Here is an 18,444-nt window from a genome sequence, read left to right as displayed (position 1 = left end):
GGCGTTGTTGGGCAGATACCTCAGCCCGCCCGTCCCAGGCGATAGGCCATATAGGTATCGAACTGCAGCTCGTTGACGCGGAACCAGAGCGATTCCTCGCGCCGGTAGGCGTTCCACGCGTCATAGATCTTCTTGAAGCGCGGATTGGTCGCGTTGATCTCAGCATAGACCTGTTCGGCGGCATCGTAGGCGGCGGAGAGCACCTCGCGCGAGAACAGCCGGAGCTGCGCGCCGCCCGCCACCAGCCGGCGCAGCGCCACTGGATTGTCGTTGTCGTATTTGGCGAGCATCCAGCTGTTGACCGCGGCGCAGGCCTGGGTCACCGCCGCCTTGTAGGCTGGCGGCAGGCCCTCGAACCGCTCCTTGCCGATGTAGAGAGACACCTGGGCCGAGCCTTCGGCCCAGCCGGGGGCGTAGTAGAAGCGCGCCACCTTCTGCAGGCCGAGGCGCTCGTCGTCATGTGGCCCGACCCATTCGGCCGCATCGATCGTGCCGCGTTCCAGCGCCGGATAGAGGTCGCCGGCGGCGATCTGCTGCACCACCACGCCGAGCTTGCTCATGACGCGGCCGACGAGCCCGCCGGTGCGGAACTTGAGGCCCTTGAGGTCGTCGGCCGAATTGATCTCCTTGCGGAACCAGCCGGCCATCTGGGCGCCGGTATTGCCCGCCGGAATGGCCTTGATGTTGTAGGCCGAGAACAGTTCGTCCATCAGCGCCGCGCCACCGCCCTGCAGCATCCAGGCATTGTGCTGGCGCGTATTGAGGCCGAAGGGCACGGAGGTGTCGAAGGCGAAGGCAGGGTCCTTGCCGACATAATAATAGCTCGCCGTATGCCCCATCTCGACCGTGCCGTTCTGCACGGCGTCGAGCACGGCGAGAGCGGGAACCACTTCCCCGCCGGCGAAGACCTGGATGTCGAAGCGGCCGTCGGTCAGTTCGAAGACGAGCTTGGCCAGGAGCCGGCAGCCGCCGTCGAGCGTGTCGAGACTTTTCGGATAGCTCGTCACCATGCGCCAGCGCAGCGGCGGCTGCGATTGGGCGATGGCAGGCGATGCGATGGCGGCGGCCGGAGCCGCAAGGGCGAGCGCGGCCGCGCGGCGGCGGTCGAGGCCCTGGGCCGGGGTGGTGCGAGTCATGACGGCGGTATCCTCCATGCGTCCTTTGTATGTCCGGCCCGCGCCGGACGCTGATGGCGGGCCGTGTCTGTGCGATGGTTTTAGAAGCGCGTTTTCAATGGTTTGCCGGATTTCCACGAATCGAAAGCGGAAGATGAGCGACGATCAGCCGGCCGCTGCGGGCCGGCGATGCATCAGCGCCACGCGGCTGCAATTTGCCACCTCCTTGCCATCCTGGTTGAAGGCGCGATGGCGGAAGGTGACGAGGCCGGCCTGCGGTCGCGACGCGCTCGGCCTGACGGCCTCGACGGTCGTCTCGACGCGGATGCTGTCGCCTTGAAAGACCGGGGCCGGGAAATTGACGTCGGTCATGCCGAGATTGGCGACCGTCGTGCGCAGGGTCGTGTCGTGCACGGAGATGCCGATCATCAGACCGAGCGTGAACAGCGAATTGACCAGCGGCTTGCCGAACTCGGTCTGCGCCGCGAAGTGTGCGTCGATATGCAGCGGCTGCGGGTTCAGCGTCATGTTGGAGAACAGCATGTTGTCCATCTCGGTCACCGTGCGGGTGATCGGATGGGCAAAAACCTGGCCGACGGAAAAGTCTTCGAACCACAGTCCGGGCATGGTCGTCTCCTCAGGAACCCGTTGTGCCGGTTGGCGTGATGGCAATGATCAGTGCGCCGGCGCCGACCGTCTTGCCGGGCTCGGCGGCGATGCGCGCCACCTCGCCGTCCTGTCCGCATTTGAGGTCGGTGAACAGCTTCATCGATTCCAGCACGGCGACCGTCTGGCCCGCCGTCACCGTGTCGCCGACGGCGACCCTGACCTCGGCGACGAGGCCGGGCATCGGCGCGAGCACGTCGAGGCCCCCGCCGGTCCCGCCGCTGGCCGCGGCGGCGAGCGCCGCCTCGGCCGCTGGTCGCACCGCGAAGGTCGCTTCGACGGAGCGGGCGCGGATCGCCACCGTGTCGCCGTCGACGGCATACGGGCAGGCGAGCGACTGGCCGTCGATGAGCACGCTGAGGACCCCATCGTCGCGATGCGCCTCGAGGGTCGTGGCGCCGGCGGCGTCCGCAAGCGTGAACCGGATCGGCCCGCCGGAAACCGCGACCTCGTCCGTCTTGCCGTCGGTCTCCACCGCAAAAGGTGTTGCCGGCGGTCCCGACAGGCGGAAGCCGGCGAGGGCCTGCCAGGGAGACGCGGCTGTCTCGCGTGACCGGCCGAACCAGGCGGCGAGGGCGGCGAGGCGGCGCGCCAGAGCAAGATCGTCGTCCGCGCGCCGCCAGCCGTCGGGCCAGGTCTCGGCGATCAGCCGGGTGGTGGCGCGGCCTTCGGCGAAGGCCGGCGTTGCCAGCACACCGGCGAGGAACGCGCGGGTGGTCGCGGGCCCGAGCACGGTGAGCCGGTCGAGTGCGGCGGCGAGGCGCTGTACCGCGCCTCGCCGGTCCGGTCCGTCGGCGATCAGCTTGGCGATCAGGCTGTCGTAGTTGAGGCCGACCGTGCTGCCGGTCGCGATCCCGGCATCGACCCGGATGTCGGCAGGGGGCTGCCACAGCCTGATCCGGCCGGCATCGGGCCGGAAGCCTTCGTCAGCGCGTTCGGTGGTGAGCCGGGCCTGGATCGCATGACCCGTCATGACGATCTCGTCCTGCGTGAAGCCGAGAGGCTCGCCGCCGGCGACACGAAGCTGCCATTCGACGAGATCGAGGCCGGTGATCGCCTCGGTCACCGTGTGCTCCACCTGCAGGCGGGTGTTCATCTCCAGGAAGAAGATCTCTTCGCTGTCGGCATCGACGATGAACTCCATCGTGCCGGTGGAATCATAGCCGATCGCGGCGGCCAGCCGGAGGGAATGGCGGTAGAGCGCCGCGCGGGCCGCCGCCGACAGGTTGGGCGCCGGCGCCTCCTCGAGAAGCTTCTGGTTGTTGCGCTGGACCGAGCAGTCCCGCTCGAACAGATGGACGAGATGGCCGTGCCTGTCACCGAGCACCTGGACCTCGACATGGCGCGGCCGGGTGATCAGCTTTTCGATCAGCAGGCGGCCGTCGCCGAAGGCGGCCTCGGCCTCGCGTTTCGCCGCCGCCAGGGCCTCGGCGAGCGGCGCCTTGTCGAAGACCGCGCGCATGCCTTTGCCGCCGCCGCCGGCGGATGCCTTGATCATGACGGGCAGGCCGACCTTGAGCGCCTCGGCCTCCAGCCTTGCCGGGCTCTGGTCGTCGCCGTCATACCCCGGGATGACCGGCACGTCGGCGGCGACCGCGAGGCGCTTCGCCTCGATCTTCGAACCCATGGCGGCGATCGCCCGCGCATGCGGCCCGACCCAGACGAGGCCGTTCTCGGCGCAGAGCGCGGCGAGTTCGGGCCGTTCCGACAGGAAGCCGTAGCCGGGATGGATCGCCTCGGCGCCGGTCAGGCGCGCCGCCGCGATGATGCGGTCGGCGCGCAGATAGCTGTCGCGGGCCGGAGCCGGCCCGATCGGCACGGCGACATCGGCCAGCCGCACATGCGGGGCTCCGGCGTCGGCCGCCGAATGAACCGCGATGGTGCGGATGCCCATGCGGCGGGCGGTGCGGATGATGCGGACGGCGATCTCGCCGCGATTGGCGATCAGCAGGGATTTGAACATGGCCGTCGTCACATCCGATAGACCGGGCGGGGGGACGTGTCCCTGGCCTCGCCGGCGGCGAGGGCGAGACACAGGGCCAGCACGTCGCGTGTCTGCGCAGGCTCGATAATGCCGTCGTCCCAGAGCCGGGCGGTGGCGTAGTAGGGATCGCTCTGCGTCTCGAACTGGGCGCGGGTGCGCTGATCGAGGCTGGCGATGGCGTCGGCGTCGGCGCCGCCCTTGAGGCTTTGCCGGGCAAGCTCGGTGACCACGGTCGCCGCCACCTCCGGGCTCATCGTGGCAATGCGTGCATTCGGCCAGGCGAACAGGAAGCGCGGCTGGAAGCCGCGGCCGCACATGCCGTAATTGCCCGCGCCATAGGAGCCGCCGATGATGACGGTATATTTCGGCACGCGGGCGTTCGACACCGCATAGACGAGCTTGGCGGAGTGTTTGGCGATGCCGCCGCGCTCGGCCTCGGTGCCGACCATGAAGCCGGTAATGTTCTGCAGGAAGATCAGCGGGATCTGGCGCTGGTCGCACAGCTCGATGAAGTGGGCGCCCTTCACCGAGGCTTCGGCGAACAGCACGCCGTTGTTGGCGATGATACCGACAGGGTAGCCGTGGATGCGGGCAAAGCCGGTGACGAGCGAGGATCCATAGGCCGGCTTGAACTCCTGGAACGCGCTGGCGTCGACCATGCGGGTGATCACCTCGCGCACGTCGTAGGGCTTCTTGAGGTCGACCGGCACGATCGTCGTCAGTTCGGCGGGGTCGGCGGCGGGATCCGCAGCCGGGTAGGGCGGCGGTGCGATCCGGCGGCTGGCGCCGAAGCCCTTGACGATCTCGCGCAGGCGGCCGAGCGCCTCGCGCTCGGTTGCCGCCACATGGTCGCTGACGCCGGACACCGTCGTGTGCATGTCGGCGCCGCCGAGGGTCTCGCCGTCGACGATCTCGTTGATCGCCGCCTTGACGATCGGCGGGCCGCCGAGATGGATGCGGCCGGTGCCGCGCACCATCACCACCTCGTCCGAGAGCGCGGGAATATAGGCGCCGCCCGCCGTGCAGCCGCCGAACACTGCGGAGATCTGCGGGATGCCGGCCGCCGACATCCGGCATTGATGGAAGAAGGTGCCGCCGAAGTGGTCGCGGCCCGGAAAGACTCGGTCCTGCTCGGGCAGAAAGGCACCGCCGCAGTCGACGAGATAGATGCAGGGCAGGCGATGGGCCTCCGCGATCTCCTGGGCGCGCAGATGCTTGGCCACCGTCTCGGCGAAGAACGAACCGCCCTTCACCGTGGCGTCGTTGGCGATGATCATGACCGGCGTGTCATGCACGAGCCCGACGCCGGTGACGATGCCGGCCGCCGGCAATTCGCCGCCATAGAGGCCGTGGGCTGCCAGCGGCGACAGTTCCAGGAACGGGCTTGCCGGGTCGACGAGCAGGTCGATGCGCTCGCGCGCCAGGATCTTGCCGCGGGCGTGGTGTCGCGCGACCTGCGCCGCGCCGCCGCCGGCGCGCGCAGCCTCGAGATGGCCGCGCAGCCGCGCGACGAGCGCCTCGAATTCGGAGCCGGCTTGGGCCGTCATTGCACCCCTCGGTTGACTTTGCCAATAAACTGCCTAACGTCTGTTAGATTAGTAGATCGATGCTGCGGCTGCCGTCAAGCGGTGTCGCGCTCCTCGAAGCCAGCCAGGATCCGCCCATGACGATCAACGTGTCCCACCCCGATGCAGCCACGGTCTTCGGCCGCTCGTCACCCTTCTTCGAGGAGGAGCACGACTTGCTGCGTGACCAGGTGCGCCGCTTCGTCGAGGAGGAGATCAAGCCGCATGCCGCAGCCTGGGAGGAGGCAGGCTGCGTGCCGCGCGAGGTGCTGCGGCGGATGGGGGCGCTCGGCTTCTTCGGCATCCGCTATCCGGAAGCCTATGGCGGCGCCGGCATGGATACGCGCGGCAGCGTGGTGCTCGCCGAGGAGCTCGGCCGCTCGACCTTTTCGGGCGTCGCGATCACCGCGCTCGTCCATACCGACATGGCGTCCGTCCATGTCTTCAATGCCGGCAGCGCGGTCCAGCGCGAGCGCTGGATGGGCCGCATCATTGCCGGTGAGACGATCTGCGCGGTAGCGGTGACCGAGCCGGATGCCGGTTCCGACGTCAAGGGCATCCGCACGACGGCGCGGCGCACGGCCGACGGTTATGTGCTGAACGGCGCCAAGATGTTCATCACCAACGGCGTCCACGGCGATCTCTACTGCGTGGCGGCCAAGACCGGCGACGTCGGTGGCGGCTCCAAGGCCGTCACCATGTTCCTTGTCGAGAAGGGCACGCCCGGCTTCCGGGTCGGCCGCGCGCTCGACAAGCACGGCTGGCGCTCGTCCGACACGGCCGAGCTCGTCTTCGAGGACTGCCTGGTTCCGGAAAGCGCCGTTCTCGGCGAGGAGGGGCGCGGCTTCTACGCGATCATGAAGAACTTCCAGAACGAGCGCATCGTCATCGGCGCCATGGCCATGGGCGAGGCCCAGGCCGCGCTCGACCTGACACTCGCGCATGTCAAGGCGCGCAAGGCCTTCGGCGCTCCGCTGTGGGAGAAGCAGGCGATCCGCCAGCGCCTTGCCATGCGTGCCGCCGAGATCGAGGCTGGCCGCCAGCTCGTCTATTCCGCGGCCTGGCGGGATGCGCGCGGCGAGGACGTCACGCGCGAGGTGTCGATGCTGAAGGCCTACTGCGGCGAACTGGTCAATGCGGTCATGTACGACTGCGTGCAGTTCCACGGCGGCATGGGCTTCATGCGCGAGAGCGCGATCGAGCGCATGGCCCGCGACGCGCGCGTCCAGGCGATCGGCGGCGGCGCCACCGAGGTCATGCTGGAAGAAGTCGCCAAGCGCCTGTGACGGCAGGGCCTGGCGGGCGCGCCGCCCGCCAGGCCGGTTCGACGTCCTCTCGAAGAGATCCCATCATGGCCGAGCCCTCCGGTTCCCAGGTCGTCAGTCTCGACGACAAATACACGGCCGAGACCGGCCGCATCTATCTGACCGGGGTCCAGGCGCTGGTCAGGCTGCCGCTGATGCAGCGGCGGCGCGACCGGGCCGCCGGGCTGAACACCGCGGGTTTCATTTCCGGCTATCGCGGCTCGCCGCTCGGCACCTATGACCGCGAGCTGCAGGCCGCGCGGCGGCATCTCGATGCCGAGGCTGTCGTCTTTCAGCCGGGCCTCAACGAGGATCTCGCCGCGACCAGCGTCTGGGGCAGTCAGCAGACCGGGCTCAGCGCCGGCGCCCGGCACGATGGCGTCTTCGCTATCTGGTATGCGAAGAGCCCCGGAGTGGATCGGTCGGGCGACGTCCTGAAACACGCCAATGCCGCCGGAACGGCGCCGCGCGGCGGCGTCCTGGCGATCGCCGGCGACGACCATGCCTGCAAGTCGGCGAGCCTGCCCTCGCAGTCCGACTATGCCTTTCTCGACGCTTCGATCCCGGTGCTGCATCCCGCCGATGTCGCCGAGGTGCTGCGCTTCGGCCTGATCGGCCTTGCCATGTCCCGCGCCACCGGCCTGTGGATCGGCATGAAGGCGCTGGCGGACACGATGGATTCGGCCGCCGCCGTCGATCTCGCCGCGGTGACGCCCGACATCGTCGTGCCGGACGGACTGCCGTCCGATGTCTCGATCCGCTGGCCCGACACGCCGCTCGAGCAGGAGCGGCGGCTGTTCGACCTGCGGCTCCCGTCAGCCATTGCCTTCGGCCGGGCCAACGGCCTGAACCGGACGCTCGCCGATCCCGGTCCGGGCCGGCGCCGGCTTGTAATCCTTGCGGTCGGCAAGTCGCGGCTCGACGTTGAGCAGGCGCTCGGCCTGCTCGGCCTCGACCGGAGCCGGCTCGCGGGCCTCGGCATTGCCTTCGGCGCCGTCGGCATGCCGTGGCCACTCGACCCCGACTTCGTCCGCACCATTGCCGCAGGCGCCGAAGAGATGCTCGTCGTCGAGGAGAAGCGTCCTCTGGTCGAGGATCAGGCGGCGCGCATTCTCCTGACCCTCGACCCGGCGGAGCAGCCGCGCCTTGCCGGCAAGATCGACGAGGCCGGCCAGCCGCTGCTCTCGGCACGTGCCGCCTTTTCGGTCGATCACCTCGCCAAGGTCATCGGCGATCGCCTGGAGCGCCTCACCGACGGCACGGCGGCGATGGCGATCGCCCCGGCGCGCGCCGTGCTGCGCGCCGGCGCGCCGCCAGCCGAGCCGGCGCTGGCCCGGCGGCTGCCCTATTTCTGTTCGGGCTGCCCGCACAACCGCTCGACCATGGTGCCCGAGGGCAGCCGGGCGCTCGCCGGCATCGGCTGCCACTACATGGCGCAGTGGATGGACCGCGACACCACCACCTTCACCCAGATGGGCGGCGAGGGCGCGAGCTGGATCGGCCAGGCGCCGTTCACCGAGACGACCCATGTCTTCGTCAATCTGGGCGACGGCACCTACGCTCATTCGGGATTGCTCGCCATCCGCGCGGCGATCGCGGCCGGCGTCACCATCACCTACAAGCTGCTCTACAACGACGCGGTCGCCATGACCGGCGGCCAGACCGCCGAGGGCGGTTTCTCCGTCGCGCAGATTGCCCGGCAGCTGCGCACCGAAGGCGTCGTCGACATCCGCATCGTCGCCGAGGAGCCGGAGCGCCATCACGGCGAGGTCCTGCCGAGCGGCGTCGGCGTCGATCCGCGCGAGGAGCTGGAGCGTGTCCAGCGCGAGCTGCGCACGGTCAGTGGTGTCTCGGTGCTGATCTACGACCAGGTCTGCGCCGCCGAGAAGCGCCGGCGCCGCAAGCGCGGCCTGATGCCGGATGCCGGCCGGCGCGTCTTGATCAACGAAGCGGTCTGCGAGGGGTGCGGCGACTGCGGCGCCAAATCGAACTGCGTCTCGATCGTGCCGGTCGAAACCCCGTTCGGCCGCAAGCGCCAGATCGACCAGACGAGCTGCAACCAGGATGCGACCTGCGTCGATGGTTTCTGCCCGAGCTTCGTGACCGTCGAAGGCGGCCTGCCGCGCCATCCGCGTGCCGGCGAGGCGACGCCGCCCGCCGTGCCGGCGCCGGTCCTCGATCTCGGCCGGTCGGCCCGTCTCGTCGTCGGCGGCATCGGCGGCACGGGCATCGTCACCATCGGCGCGATCGTCGGCATGGCCGCCCATCTCGACGGTCGCGGCGTGTCGGTTATGGACCAGATCGGCCTGGCCCAGAAGGGCGGCGAGGTGACGACCCATATCCGGATTACCGCGCCGGGCCGGACCGGCCCGGTACGCCTGATGCGCGGCGAGGCCGAGACGCTGATCGGCTGCGACCTCGCCGTCGCCGCAAGCCCCGAAGTCCTGGCGCTGCTCGCCCCCGATGCGCTTGCCATCGTCAACGAGCACGAGGTGATGACCGGCGAGTTCACCGCGCGGCCGGACCTCGTCTTTCCCGGCGAATTGATGAAGCGGCGCCTTGCCCAGCAGGGCGAGGTGGTCTTTGCCGATCTGTCCGCCCTGGCGACCGCGCTCATCGGCGACGCCGTCGGGGCCAACATGATGGCGCTTGGCCTTGCCTGGCAGAAGGGGCGCGTGCCGGTCAGCGAGCGGGCGATTCTCAAGGCGATCGAGCTCAACGGCGCGGCGGTGGCCATGAACAAGCGCGCTTTCGCCTGGGGCAGGGCGCTTGCTCATGACCCTGAAACGGTGACCGCACGGCTGCCGCGCGCCGCCGCCGAGACAGAGGCGCAGGGGCTCGACGCGATCGTGCGGCTGCGCGCCGGCGAGCTCGTGCGCTACCAGGACGAAGCGCTGGCGGCACGTTTCCGCACGCTGGTCGCCGCGGCGGCCGGCGCCGAGGCGCGGGCTCTGCCCGGCTCCACCGCCTTCGCCGAGCAGGTTGCGCGCAGCTTCTTCAAGCTGCTCGCCTACAAGGACGAATACGAGGTCGCCAGGCTCCATGTGGAGACCGGCTTTCTCGACCGGCTTGCGCGCGATTTCGACGGCGGCCGCGTCGCCTTCCATCTGGCGCCGCCGCTGCTCGCCCGCCGCGATCCGGTGACGGCGGCGCCGCGCAAGATGCGTTTCGGGCCCTGGATGATTCCACTCTTCCGCCTGCTCGCCCGGCTCAAGGGTCTGCGCGGCGGCCGCTTCGACCCGTTCGGCCGCACCGCGGAGCGGCGTATGGAACGGCGGATGATCGCCGATTACGAAGCGCTGGTGCGTGACCGGCTGATCCCCGGGCTGAGCGCCGCCAACCATGCGCTGGCCCTGGAGATCGCCGGGCTGCCGCTCACCGTCCGCGGCTATGGCCACGTCAAGGCGGCGGCGGCCGAGATGGCGGAACGGCGGCTTGCGGTGCTCGTCGGGCAATGGCCGGCGCCCTCGACAATGGGCGTCGCGGCGGAATAGGAGGAGGCCGGTCGGTGGCGCTGAAGGGAGCGGTCATGGCGGAAACGGTCACCCGGACGGCTTTTGCGCGCATGGCGGGCGAGGAGCGGCCGGCAAAGCGCGCCGAGGTCTCGCGCCAGCAGATCCTGGACGTTGCGGCGAGCCTGTTCCGCGCCCGCGGCTACACCGAGACGTCGCTGCGCGACATTGCCGCCCTGGTCGGCATGAAGGCCGGCAGCCTCTATTACCATTTCACCTCCAAGGAGGAGCTGGCCGCGGAGGTGCTGCGGATCGGTGTCGAGCGCGTTCACGAGGTGGTGGCCGCGGCGGTTGCGGCGCTCGGCCCGCGCGCGACGATGAAGGCACGGATCGAGGCGGCGATCGCAGCACACCTCGAAACCCTGCTGGTCGAGAGCGACTATACCTCGGCGCATATCCGCTGCTTTCCCTATGTGCCGCCGGCGATCAAGGCGGGGCTCGCCGACACGCGGCGGGCTTATGAGGGCGTCTGGAAGAGGCTGCTCGGCGAAGCCGCCGCGGCCGGGGCGCTCGCCCCCGGCATCGATCCGGACGTCGCGCGGCTTGCCATTCTCGGCGCGCTCAACTGGTCGCTCGAATGGTTCGATCCGGAGCGCGGGCGGCCGGAGGAGCTGATCCGCACGCTGGTCGCCGGCTTTACGCGCTGACATGGTGCTTCGACGCCCGGCCGCCTTGCATATGGCGGGCGCGAGCCGTCAAGCGCGCAACCGCATCGACGATCGACGGGTTGCCGGCCCGCGCGGCAGCGGACATTCGGCGCCTGGCGGACAGGTGGCCGCCAGGCTACGGGCCGGGGAATGGCCGGCCGCGGCGGAACGGTTGGCGCGGCTTCGATCCGTTCTTCGCCGCTGCTTCGTTATATTCCGTTGCGCATAACGCATGGGACCGACCCGTCGGCGTCACGGCTCGCCCCCTGGCATGGTTTCCGCCCCTGGCTATGATCGCGCGCGGACGATGGACAAGGTCCGGTCCGGCAGCCTTTCGCGGGAGAGACGGCATGGCGCATGAGAAGCAGTTCTACATCAACGGCGAATGGGTCGAGCCGAGCGGCAGCGCGACGCTCGATGTGATCGACCCCTCCACCGAAGAGGCGATCGCGACGATCGCGCTCGGCACGGCTGTGGATGTCGACAGGGCGGTGGCGGCTGCGCGGGCGGCATTCCCGGCCTATGCGGCGACCAGCCGGGAGGAGCGCCTGGTGCTGATGCGCCGCGTGCTCGAGGTCTACAAGAGCCGCTATGCCGACATTGCCGACACGCTGTCGCGCGAGATGGGCGCGCCGAAGAAGCTCGCCCACACCGCCCAGGCGGCCATGGGCACGGCGCATCTCGCCAAGATGATCGAGACGCTGGAAACCTTCGCCTTCGAGGAGCTGCGCGGCACCACCCTGATCGCGAAGGAGCCGATCGGCGTGGTCGGCATGATCACGCCGTGGAACTGGCCGATCAACCAGATCATGTGCAAGGTCGGCCCGGCGCTGGCGGCCGGCTGCACCATGGTGCTGAAGCCGAGCGAGGTCGCGCCGCTGAACGCGCTGATCTTCGCTGAGGTGATGCATGAGGCCGGTGTGCCCAAGGGCGTATTCAATCTCGTCAATGGCGACGGTCCGACGGTCGGCGAGGCGATCGCGCGCCATCCAGGCGTCGACATGGTGTCGTTCACCGGTTCGACCCGGGCTGGCATCCTGGTCGCCAAGGCGGCGGCCGACACGGTGAAGCGGGTGCATCAGGAGCTCGGCGGCAAGTCGGCCAATATCATCCTGCCCGATGCCGACCTGAACCGGGCGGTGAAGCTCGGCGTCGAGGGCTGCATGCGCAACAGTGGCCAGTCCTGCAACGCGCCGACCCGCATGTTCGTGCCGGCCGACCGCCATGCCGAGGCCATTGCCATCGCCAAGGCGACGGCCGCGCCGCTGAAGGTCGGCGTCCCCGGTTCGGAGGAAACCGTTCTCGGGCCGGTGGTGAGCGAGGTGCAGTTCAACAAGATCCAGCGGCTGATCGAGATCGGCATCAAGGAAGGCGCCGAACTCGTCACCGGTGGCCCCGGCCGGCCGGAGGGACTGAACCGCGGCTATTACGTGCGTCCGACCGTCTTCGCCAATGTCACCGACGACATGACGATCGCGCGCGAAGAGATCTTCGGGCCGGTCCTGTCGATCCTGCCCTATCGCGACGAGGAAGAGGTGATCGAGCGGGCGAACGACACGCCCTACGGCCTTGCTTCCTATGTCCAGTCGGGATCGATCGAGCGGGCCCGCAAGGTCGCCGCGCGCATGCGCAGCGGCAACGTCTACATCAACTATCCCGCCTGGGACGCCGGCGCGCCTTTCGGCGGCTACAAGCAGTCTGGCAATGGGCGTGAATATGCCGGTTTCGGCCTCGAGGAATTCCTCGAGATCAAGGGCACGGTCGGCTACGGCGCGGCCTGACATCACGACGGGCGGGGCTTCTCCCGCCCGCTTTTCCAGATTTGAACACGACAAGGAGCCGACCGGATGAAGATCAGCGCCAGGAACCAGCTCGCCGGCAAGATCGTCGAGATCAAGAAGGGCGCCACCACCGCTCATGTCCGCATCGATATCGGCGGCGCGGTGGTCACCTCATCGATCACCAACGAAGCGGTGGACGCGCTGAAGCTCGCGGTCGGCCAGAACGCCTATGCCGTGATCAAGGCCTCCGACGTGATGATCGCCGTCGACTGACGCGATCAGGGCGGCATTCGCCCGGTCTCGCCGGCGCGTGGCCAGGGCGAGTGCCGGCCCTGTCGTCAGTGGTGTCCGCCCATGGCCAGCTCGCGGCCGCGGCCGAGATGGGTCATCCAGTCGATATAGCGGACATCGCGGCCGATCTGATGGGCATAGTGCCGGCCGAGCGCGGCGTTGAGCTTTCCGCCACGCTTCAGGAGATCGTCGGCAAAGCCGATCATCAGCGAGTTCGGCCAGGCCTGCGGCCGGATCTCGCGCAGCCGCTCGAACAGCCGGTCTTCCTCGACATCCGGATTGGCCTGGGCGAGCAGTGTCAGCATGGCCGCGGTCGAGCGCGACACGCCCATATGGCAGTGGACGAGCAGATGGCCGTCCTGGCGCTCTGCGCGCGAGCGCTCCAGCTCGCCGCCGAAATCGAGGATCTGCGCGACGTGATCGACGACCGGCAGGACCTGGCCGGGCGCGGCGTCGATAATGTCGTGGAACTCCAGGATCGTCCGCCGATGCGTGCCGAAGGTGCGGAAGGCGATCAGTTCCGGCCAGTTCGGATCGACCACCGACAGGACATGGGTCACCTTGCGCTCGCTGTGCCCCGCAAGCTCGTCGATGCCGCAGATGGTGAGGGACGACATCGAAAGCGTCTGCATCGGTGGAATTCCCTGGCGCTGGTGAATCGGTCGGTGAGGCTCGAGGCCTGTCATAGTCGAGGCAGACGACAAGACGATAGAGAAACTGCGGCAGAGCTGCGGCGCGGCAAAGGCCGTGCGGCTCCTGCCGAATTCTGGCAGGATCTGATCCACGATGTCTCGTTCCGAACGGCTGCTCGATCTGCTTCAGCTGCTGCGCCGGTACCGGCGGCCGGTTTCCGGTCGCGCGCTTGCGGCCGAGCTCGGCATCAGCATCCGGACGCTCTATCGCGATATCGCGACGCTGCAGGGCCAGGGGGCCGATATCGAGGGCGAGCCGGGGCTCGGCTATGTGCTGCGCCCGGGCTTCATGCTGCCGCCGCTGATGTTTTCCGAGGACGAGATCGAGGCGCTGGTGCTCGGCTCGCGCTGGGTGGCCGATCGTGGCGATCGGCGGCTCGGCGAGGCAGCGCGCAATGCCCTGGCCAAGATCGGCGCGGTGCTGCCGCCCGACCTGCGCGGTAATCTCGAGACGGCCGCCCTGCTGGTCGGCCCGGCCGCCGCCGCCGCGAGGGAGACCGTCGAGCTCGGCGCCATCCGCAAGGCCATCCGCGCCGAACGGCGCGTCGTCATCGTCTATCGTGACGGCGAGGGGCGCGAGAGCGAGCGGACCATCTGGCCGTTTGCCCTGAGCTATTTCGACCGGGTCCGGATCGTGCTCGGCTGGTGCGAATTGCGGGCGGCCTTCAGGCACTTCCGCACCGACCGTATTGGCAGCCTCACGACGCTCGGCAGCCGATATCCGCGGCGGCGGCAGGCCCTGCTCCGGGAATGGCGTGCGGACCAGGGCATTACGCGCTCTTTCGACTGATGCTGCCAGAAACTGACAGTATCAGCCGATACCGTCACGGCATCGATGTCGTCAGGAGCGATGCCGTGACCAAGCCCAATCCGAACCATCCGAGCTACGCCATTCTTTATGTCGACAGCCCCGAGGCGAGCGCGCGCTTCTATGCCGAGCTTCTGTCGGCGAAACCGGCGGAGGCGTCGCCGACCTTCGCCCTGTTCGCGCTCGATAGCGGCCTGAAGCTCGGCCTCTGGTCGCGACATACCGTGCAGCCGCCGCCGTCGGCCGAACCCGGCGCTGCCGAACTCGGCATCAGGCTTGCCAACGATGCCGCCGTCGATGCGACGCATGCCGATTGGCGGGGGAAGGGCGTGACCATCCTGCGGGAGCCGTTTGGCCAGGATTTCGGCAGATCCTTCGTTGCGCTCGATCCCGACGGGCATCGCCTGCGCATCTACGCGCTGGCAGGCGAAACCTGACCACATGCCGGCTCGCAACAGGCGCGCGGGCGGTTCGCCGCGGCCCGGTCCGTCGGCGGCGCGTCAATCCGATCAAGGCGCGCCGTCGTTGCCAACCAGCCGTGCGACCAGTTCGGCAACGCTCGATACCGTCAGATCGGGCCTTGCCTCGGCAGCGCCATCGCCGGAAAGACCAAGCCGGCGGCCCGGCCGGGCGATCCAGACCGATGCCAGGCCGAGCTGGTTGGCCGGCGCGATATCGGCCCTGAGGCTTTGCCCGACATGCAGGATCCGCTCGCGCCGGATGCCGCGCGCGGCGAGATCGGCGATCGCCGTCTCGAAATGCGGTCTGTCGGGCTTGTAGGCGCCGACCCGTTCGGCCGTGACGACCAGATCGAAGGTGACCGCCAGCCGGCGGCAGGAATGGGCGAGCAAGGCGTCGTCGATGTTGCTGAGCGCGCCGACCAGGACCCAGGACTTGAGGGCGGCAAGGCCGGCCGGAGCATCGCCATAGGCTGGCCAGGTGGTCGGTCCGGCCGCGAAGCGCGCCTGCGCCGCCACATCGGCAGCGAGTGCGAACTCCGCGCCGATCGCGACCAGTGCGCGACGCAGAACCATGTGATAGGGCAGGGCTGGACGCTCGGCCTGAAGGACCGCCCGGGCCCGGTCGAAAGCCATCAGAAGGGTGCCATCGTCGAACTCGGCGCCCTGCTGCCGACTCCAGTTTTGCAGATAAGCGATAATCGACGGCTCCCAATCGATGAGCGTGCCGTAGACGTCGAAAGTGACCGCATCGAAATCGGAAATCGCCAAGACCCTGGGCATGTCTGTTCCTTATTGTTTCAAATTAGCGATAATCGCTTATCGTTAATATGGCAAGATAGCGGTGGACAGGCGTCCGGAGACTGTCGTCCGCCGCGGCGGAACCGGCTATATTCGTTCCGATGCACCTTGCGCGCCGCGCCGGCGGGACCGGCTGGCCTTTCTGTCGGGATCACGCATGGCCTTGCTGCAGCTCTCCCTGACCGCCCTGCCGGACGAGATGGGGGAGGCGCGCCCGGCCGCCGGCGCCATCGTCGACGCCCTGCGCGAGGCGATCATCCGTGGCACGCTGGTGCCGGGCGAGCGGGTGCGCCAGGACGCGCTCGCGACCCGTTTCGGCGTCAGCCAGATGATCGTCCGCGAGGCCTTCAAGCAGTTGGTGATCGAGGGATTCCTCAAGGCGGAGCCGCGCCGGGGCGTGGCGGTGGCGCCGCTCTCGGCCGACGAGGCCTGGGAAATGACCGAGCTGCGCAGCCTGATCGAGCCGAAAGCGCTGGAATGGGCCATGCCTCGGCTCGGCCGGGCCGAGCTCGACAGGGCTGCACGCATCGCCGCCGAACTGGACAAGGCCCGCACGGTCGACCGGATCATCGCGCTCAATGCGCGTTTCCATGAAACGCTCTACGGCGCGGCCCGGCAGGCGCGCACGCTCGCGATGATCGCGACAATCAGGCTGAATTTCGAGCGCTATCTGCGCTTCGCCTGGGAGGAGACCGAGCATCTGCGCCAGTCGCAACAGGAGCACAAGGACCTCGTCGCCCTCTGCGTCGCCGGCAACGGCGAGGCGGCGACGACGCTGCTGCGCCAGCACATTCTGGCGACTGGCACGCTGCTCGTCGAAAGGCTCAGGCAGATCACGCCGCAGACCGCGACGCTGGATGTCCTCGGCAAGCCGCGCTGACCGTGCGGAGCAGGCGCCGCCGCTTCAGATCTCGATCTCGGTGCCGTATTCGACCACCTGCCTTGTCGGCACTCCGAAGAAGACGGCGGAGCGCTCGGCATTGCGCTGCATGAAGGCGAAGACCGTTTCGCGCCACACCGCCATGCCCGCTATCTCCTCGGTCGGGATGATGGTCTCCCGGCCGATATAATAGGTGATCTCGGCGAGATCGAGCGGCGGCAGCTTGCGCTGGTCGAGCGCAAGGGCGAGCCCGGCGGCAATGCTCGGATTCTGCATGAAGCCGAAATGCAGGATCACGCGGAAGATGCCCGCCGCGACTTCGGTCACATCGACCCGCTGCTCGTCGGCAATGCGCGGCGCTTCCTCGATGATCACCGTAACGAGCAGTACCCGCTCGTGCAGGGCATGATTGTGCTTGATGAACTGGCTGAGCGCGAGCGGCACGCCATTGGCGGCCGAGGCGAGGAAGGCGGAGGTTCCCGGCAGACGGGTCGTGTAGATGTGGGCGACCTTCTCGATCAGCTCTTCCTCCGGTCGGCGCAGGCTGGCGCGCGCCCGCTCGACCAGGCGCACGCCGCCGCGCCAGGTGAGCATGGCTCCGGCAATGATGGAGGCGAGCAGCAGCGGGAACCAGCCGCCGTCGAGGAACTTCGTCGTGTTGGCCGCGAAGAAGATGAGGTCGATGATGAGGAAGAAGCCGTTGACCGCGATCACCAGAAGGGGATTGTAGCCCCAATGCAGCGCGACGAGCGCGGCGAGCAGCGTGGTGATCGCCATCAGCAGCGACACGGCAATGCCATAGGCGCCGGCCAGCGCGTCCGAGGTGCCGAAGCCGATGACCGCGGCGAGGGTTGCGGCGGCCAGCAGCCAGTTGACCAGCGGCACATAGATCTGGCCGCGCTCGTCGCTCGCGGTATGGGCGATGTGCATGCGCGGCAGGAAGCCGAGCTGGATTGCCTGCTGGGTCAGCGAGAAGACGCCGGAAATGATCGCCTGCGAGGCGATGACGGTCGCGAGGGTCGCAAAGGCGATCAGCGGATAGTGCGCCCAGTCCGGGGCGAGCTGATAGAACGGGTTGTCGATGGCGCTCGGGTCGGTGATGAGCAGCGCCGCCTGGCCGAAATAATTGAGCACCAGAGCCGGCAGGGCGACGGTGAACCAGGCGAGCCGGATCGGCAGCCGGCCGAAATGGCCCATATCGGCATACATGGCCTCGCCGCCGGTGACGGCGAGGAAAGCGGCGCCCAGAATGGCGAAGCTGACATGGAAATTCTGGTGGATGAGGAAATCGACCGCATAGAGCGGGTTCAGGGCCGCGAGAACGCCCGGCGACCGGACAATGCCGTGGATGCCGAGCGCCGCGATGGCGAGGAACCAGCCGAGCATGACCGGGCCGAAGATCGCGCCGATGAAGCCGGTGCCTTTGCGCTGCATGGCGAACAGGCCGACCAGGATGGCCACCGTGACGGGCACCACCACGCGGTGCAGCGCGGGAGCGTCGACTTTCAGGCCCTCGACGGCGCTCAGCACCGAAATAGCCGGCGTGATCGCGCCGTCGCCATAGAGCAGGGCAGCGCCGATCAGGCCGACGATCAGCAGCCTGGCGCGCCAGGTGCCGGGCTCGGCATTGCGCGCCGACAGCAGCGCCAGCATGGCGACGATGCCGCCTTCGCCGCGGTTGTCGGCGCGCAGGATGAGCAGCGCATATTTGACCGAGATGATCAGGATCAGCGCCCAGAGGATCAGCGAGACGACGCCGAGCACGGCGGCCGGCACCAGCGGACCGCCGTGCGTGGCGGCCTTCGCGGCCTCCTTCAGAGCGTAGAGCGGGCTCGTGCCGATATCGCCGTAGACGATGCCGAGGGCCCCGAGCGTGGTGGCGACCGGCAGGGTGCCCGGCGTTTTCGCTGCGTGCTCCTGAATGGCCGTCATGGCGCCTC

At 68.7% G+C, this 18,444-nt stretch carries 15 protein-coding genes; 8 read left to right on the top strand and 7 right to left on the bottom strand.

Annotation, left to right across the window (positions count from 1 at the left end):
- Positions 1-20 precede the first annotated feature (20 nt).
- The 4 genes from OZ671_RS08450 to OZ671_RS08435 all read right to left on the bottom strand — a co-directional run bounded on the left by OZ671_RS08450 (position 21) and on the right by OZ671_RS08435 (position 5,312).
- Entirely contained in the window at positions 21-1,136 is a 1,116-nt protein-coding gene (locus tag OZ671_RS08450) for a TRAP transporter substrate-binding protein (RefSeq protein ID WP_268860335.1), read from the bottom strand.
- Between the two features lie 144 nt (positions 1,137-1,280).
- Positions 1,281-1,742 (bottom strand): MaoC family dehydratase, encoded by a 462-nt coding sequence (locus OZ671_RS08445; RefSeq protein ID WP_268860334.1) that lies wholly within the window; start codon positions 1,740-1,742, stop codon positions 1,281-1,283.
- A gap of 10 nt (positions 1,743-1,752) precedes the next feature.
- Positions 1,753-3,744 carry an ATP-binding protein gene (locus OZ671_RS08440; RefSeq protein WP_268860333.1) on the bottom strand — a complete coding sequence of 664 codons (1,992 nt, stop codon included), beginning with the start codon at positions 3,742-3,744 and terminating at the stop codon, positions 1,753-1,755.
- A gap of 8 nt (positions 3,745-3,752) precedes the next feature.
- Positions 3,753-5,312: an acyl-CoA carboxylase subunit beta gene (locus OZ671_RS08435; RefSeq protein WP_268860332.1), complete on the bottom strand. Its 1,560-nt coding sequence runs from the start codon at positions 5,310-5,312 to the stop codon at positions 3,753-3,755.
- 116 nt (positions 5,313-5,428) lie between these two features.
- On the opposite strand from OZ671_RS08435, the gene OZ671_RS08430 reads away from it, so the two are divergent.
- The 5 genes from OZ671_RS08430 (at position 5,429) to OZ671_RS08410 (ending at position 12,847) form a co-directional block, all read left to right on the top strand.
- Entirely contained in the window at positions 5,429-6,616 is a 1,188-nt protein-coding gene (locus tag OZ671_RS08430; RefSeq protein WP_268860331.1) for an acyl-CoA dehydrogenase family protein, read from the top strand.
- A 65-nt stretch (positions 6,617-6,681) separates the two neighbouring features.
- Positions 6,682-10,128 carry an indolepyruvate ferredoxin oxidoreductase family protein gene (locus OZ671_RS08425; RefSeq protein ID WP_268860330.1) on the top strand — a complete coding sequence of 1,149 codons (3,447 nt, stop codon included), beginning with the start codon at positions 6,682-6,684 and terminating at the stop codon, positions 10,126-10,128.
- Between the two features lie 14 nt (positions 10,129-10,142).
- A complete protein-coding gene (locus OZ671_RS08420; protein ID WP_268860329.1) occupies positions 10,143-10,793 on the top strand; it encodes a TetR/AcrR family transcriptional regulator in 651 nt (216 codons plus the stop codon).
- A gap of 350 nt (positions 10,794-11,143) precedes the next feature.
- Positions 11,144-12,574 (top strand): aldehyde dehydrogenase family protein, encoded by a 1,431-nt coding sequence (locus OZ671_RS08415; RefSeq protein ID WP_268860328.1) that lies wholly within the window; start codon positions 11,144-11,146, stop codon positions 12,572-12,574.
- Between the two features lie 66 nt (positions 12,575-12,640).
- Positions 12,641-12,847: a TOBE domain-containing protein gene (locus OZ671_RS08410; RefSeq protein WP_268860327.1), complete on the top strand. Its 207-nt coding sequence runs from the start codon at positions 12,641-12,643 to the stop codon at positions 12,845-12,847.
- A gap of 65 nt (positions 12,848-12,912) precedes the next feature.
- On the opposite strand, the gene OZ671_RS08405 is transcribed toward OZ671_RS08410, so the two are convergent.
- Positions 12,913-13,497, bottom strand: a complete 585-nt coding sequence (locus OZ671_RS08405; RefSeq protein WP_268860326.1) for a tyrosine phosphatase family protein — start codon at positions 13,495-13,497, stop codon at positions 12,913-12,915.
- A 154-nt stretch (positions 13,498-13,651) separates the two neighbouring features.
- Between OZ671_RS08405 and OZ671_RS08400 the strand changes: the two genes are divergently transcribed.
- Both OZ671_RS08400 and OZ671_RS08395 read left to right on the top strand, forming a co-directional pair.
- Positions 13,652-14,347, top strand: coding sequence for a helix-turn-helix transcriptional regulator (locus OZ671_RS08400; protein ID WP_268860325.1), 696 nt, complete (start codon positions 13,652-13,654; stop codon positions 14,345-14,347).
- A gap of 65 nt (positions 14,348-14,412) precedes the next feature.
- On the top strand, positions 14,413-14,802 hold the full coding sequence (locus OZ671_RS08395) for a VOC family protein (protein ID WP_268860324.1): 390 nt from the start codon (positions 14,413-14,415) through the stop codon (positions 14,800-14,802).
- Positions 14,803-14,874: 72 nt separating this feature from the next.
- On the opposite strand, the gene OZ671_RS08390 is transcribed toward OZ671_RS08395, so the two are convergent.
- A complete protein-coding gene (locus OZ671_RS08390; protein WP_268860323.1) occupies positions 14,875-15,606 on the bottom strand; it encodes an HAD family hydrolase in 732 nt (243 codons plus the stop codon).
- A 175-nt stretch (positions 15,607-15,781) separates the two neighbouring features.
- Here OZ671_RS08390 and OZ671_RS08385 point away from each other — a divergent pair, with 175 nt between their 5' ends.
- Entirely contained in the window at positions 15,782-16,504 is a 723-nt protein-coding gene (locus OZ671_RS08385) for a GntR family transcriptional regulator (RefSeq protein WP_268860322.1), read from the top strand.
- 24 nt (positions 16,505-16,528) lie between these two features.
- On the opposite strand, the gene OZ671_RS08380 is transcribed toward OZ671_RS08385, so the two are convergent.
- Positions 16,529-18,436 (bottom strand): potassium transporter Kup, encoded by a 1,908-nt coding sequence (locus OZ671_RS08380; RefSeq protein ID WP_268860321.1) that lies wholly within the window; start codon positions 18,434-18,436, stop codon positions 16,529-16,531.
- Positions 18,437-18,444: the final 8 nt, after the last annotated feature.

The sequence above is a fragment of the Phreatobacter sp. AB_2022a genome, from assembly GCF_026847585.1.
GTDB lineage: Bacteria > Pseudomonadota > Alphaproteobacteria > Rhizobiales > Phreatobacteraceae > Phreatobacter.
This window is presented reverse-complemented; position numbering and strand designations above follow the sequence as displayed.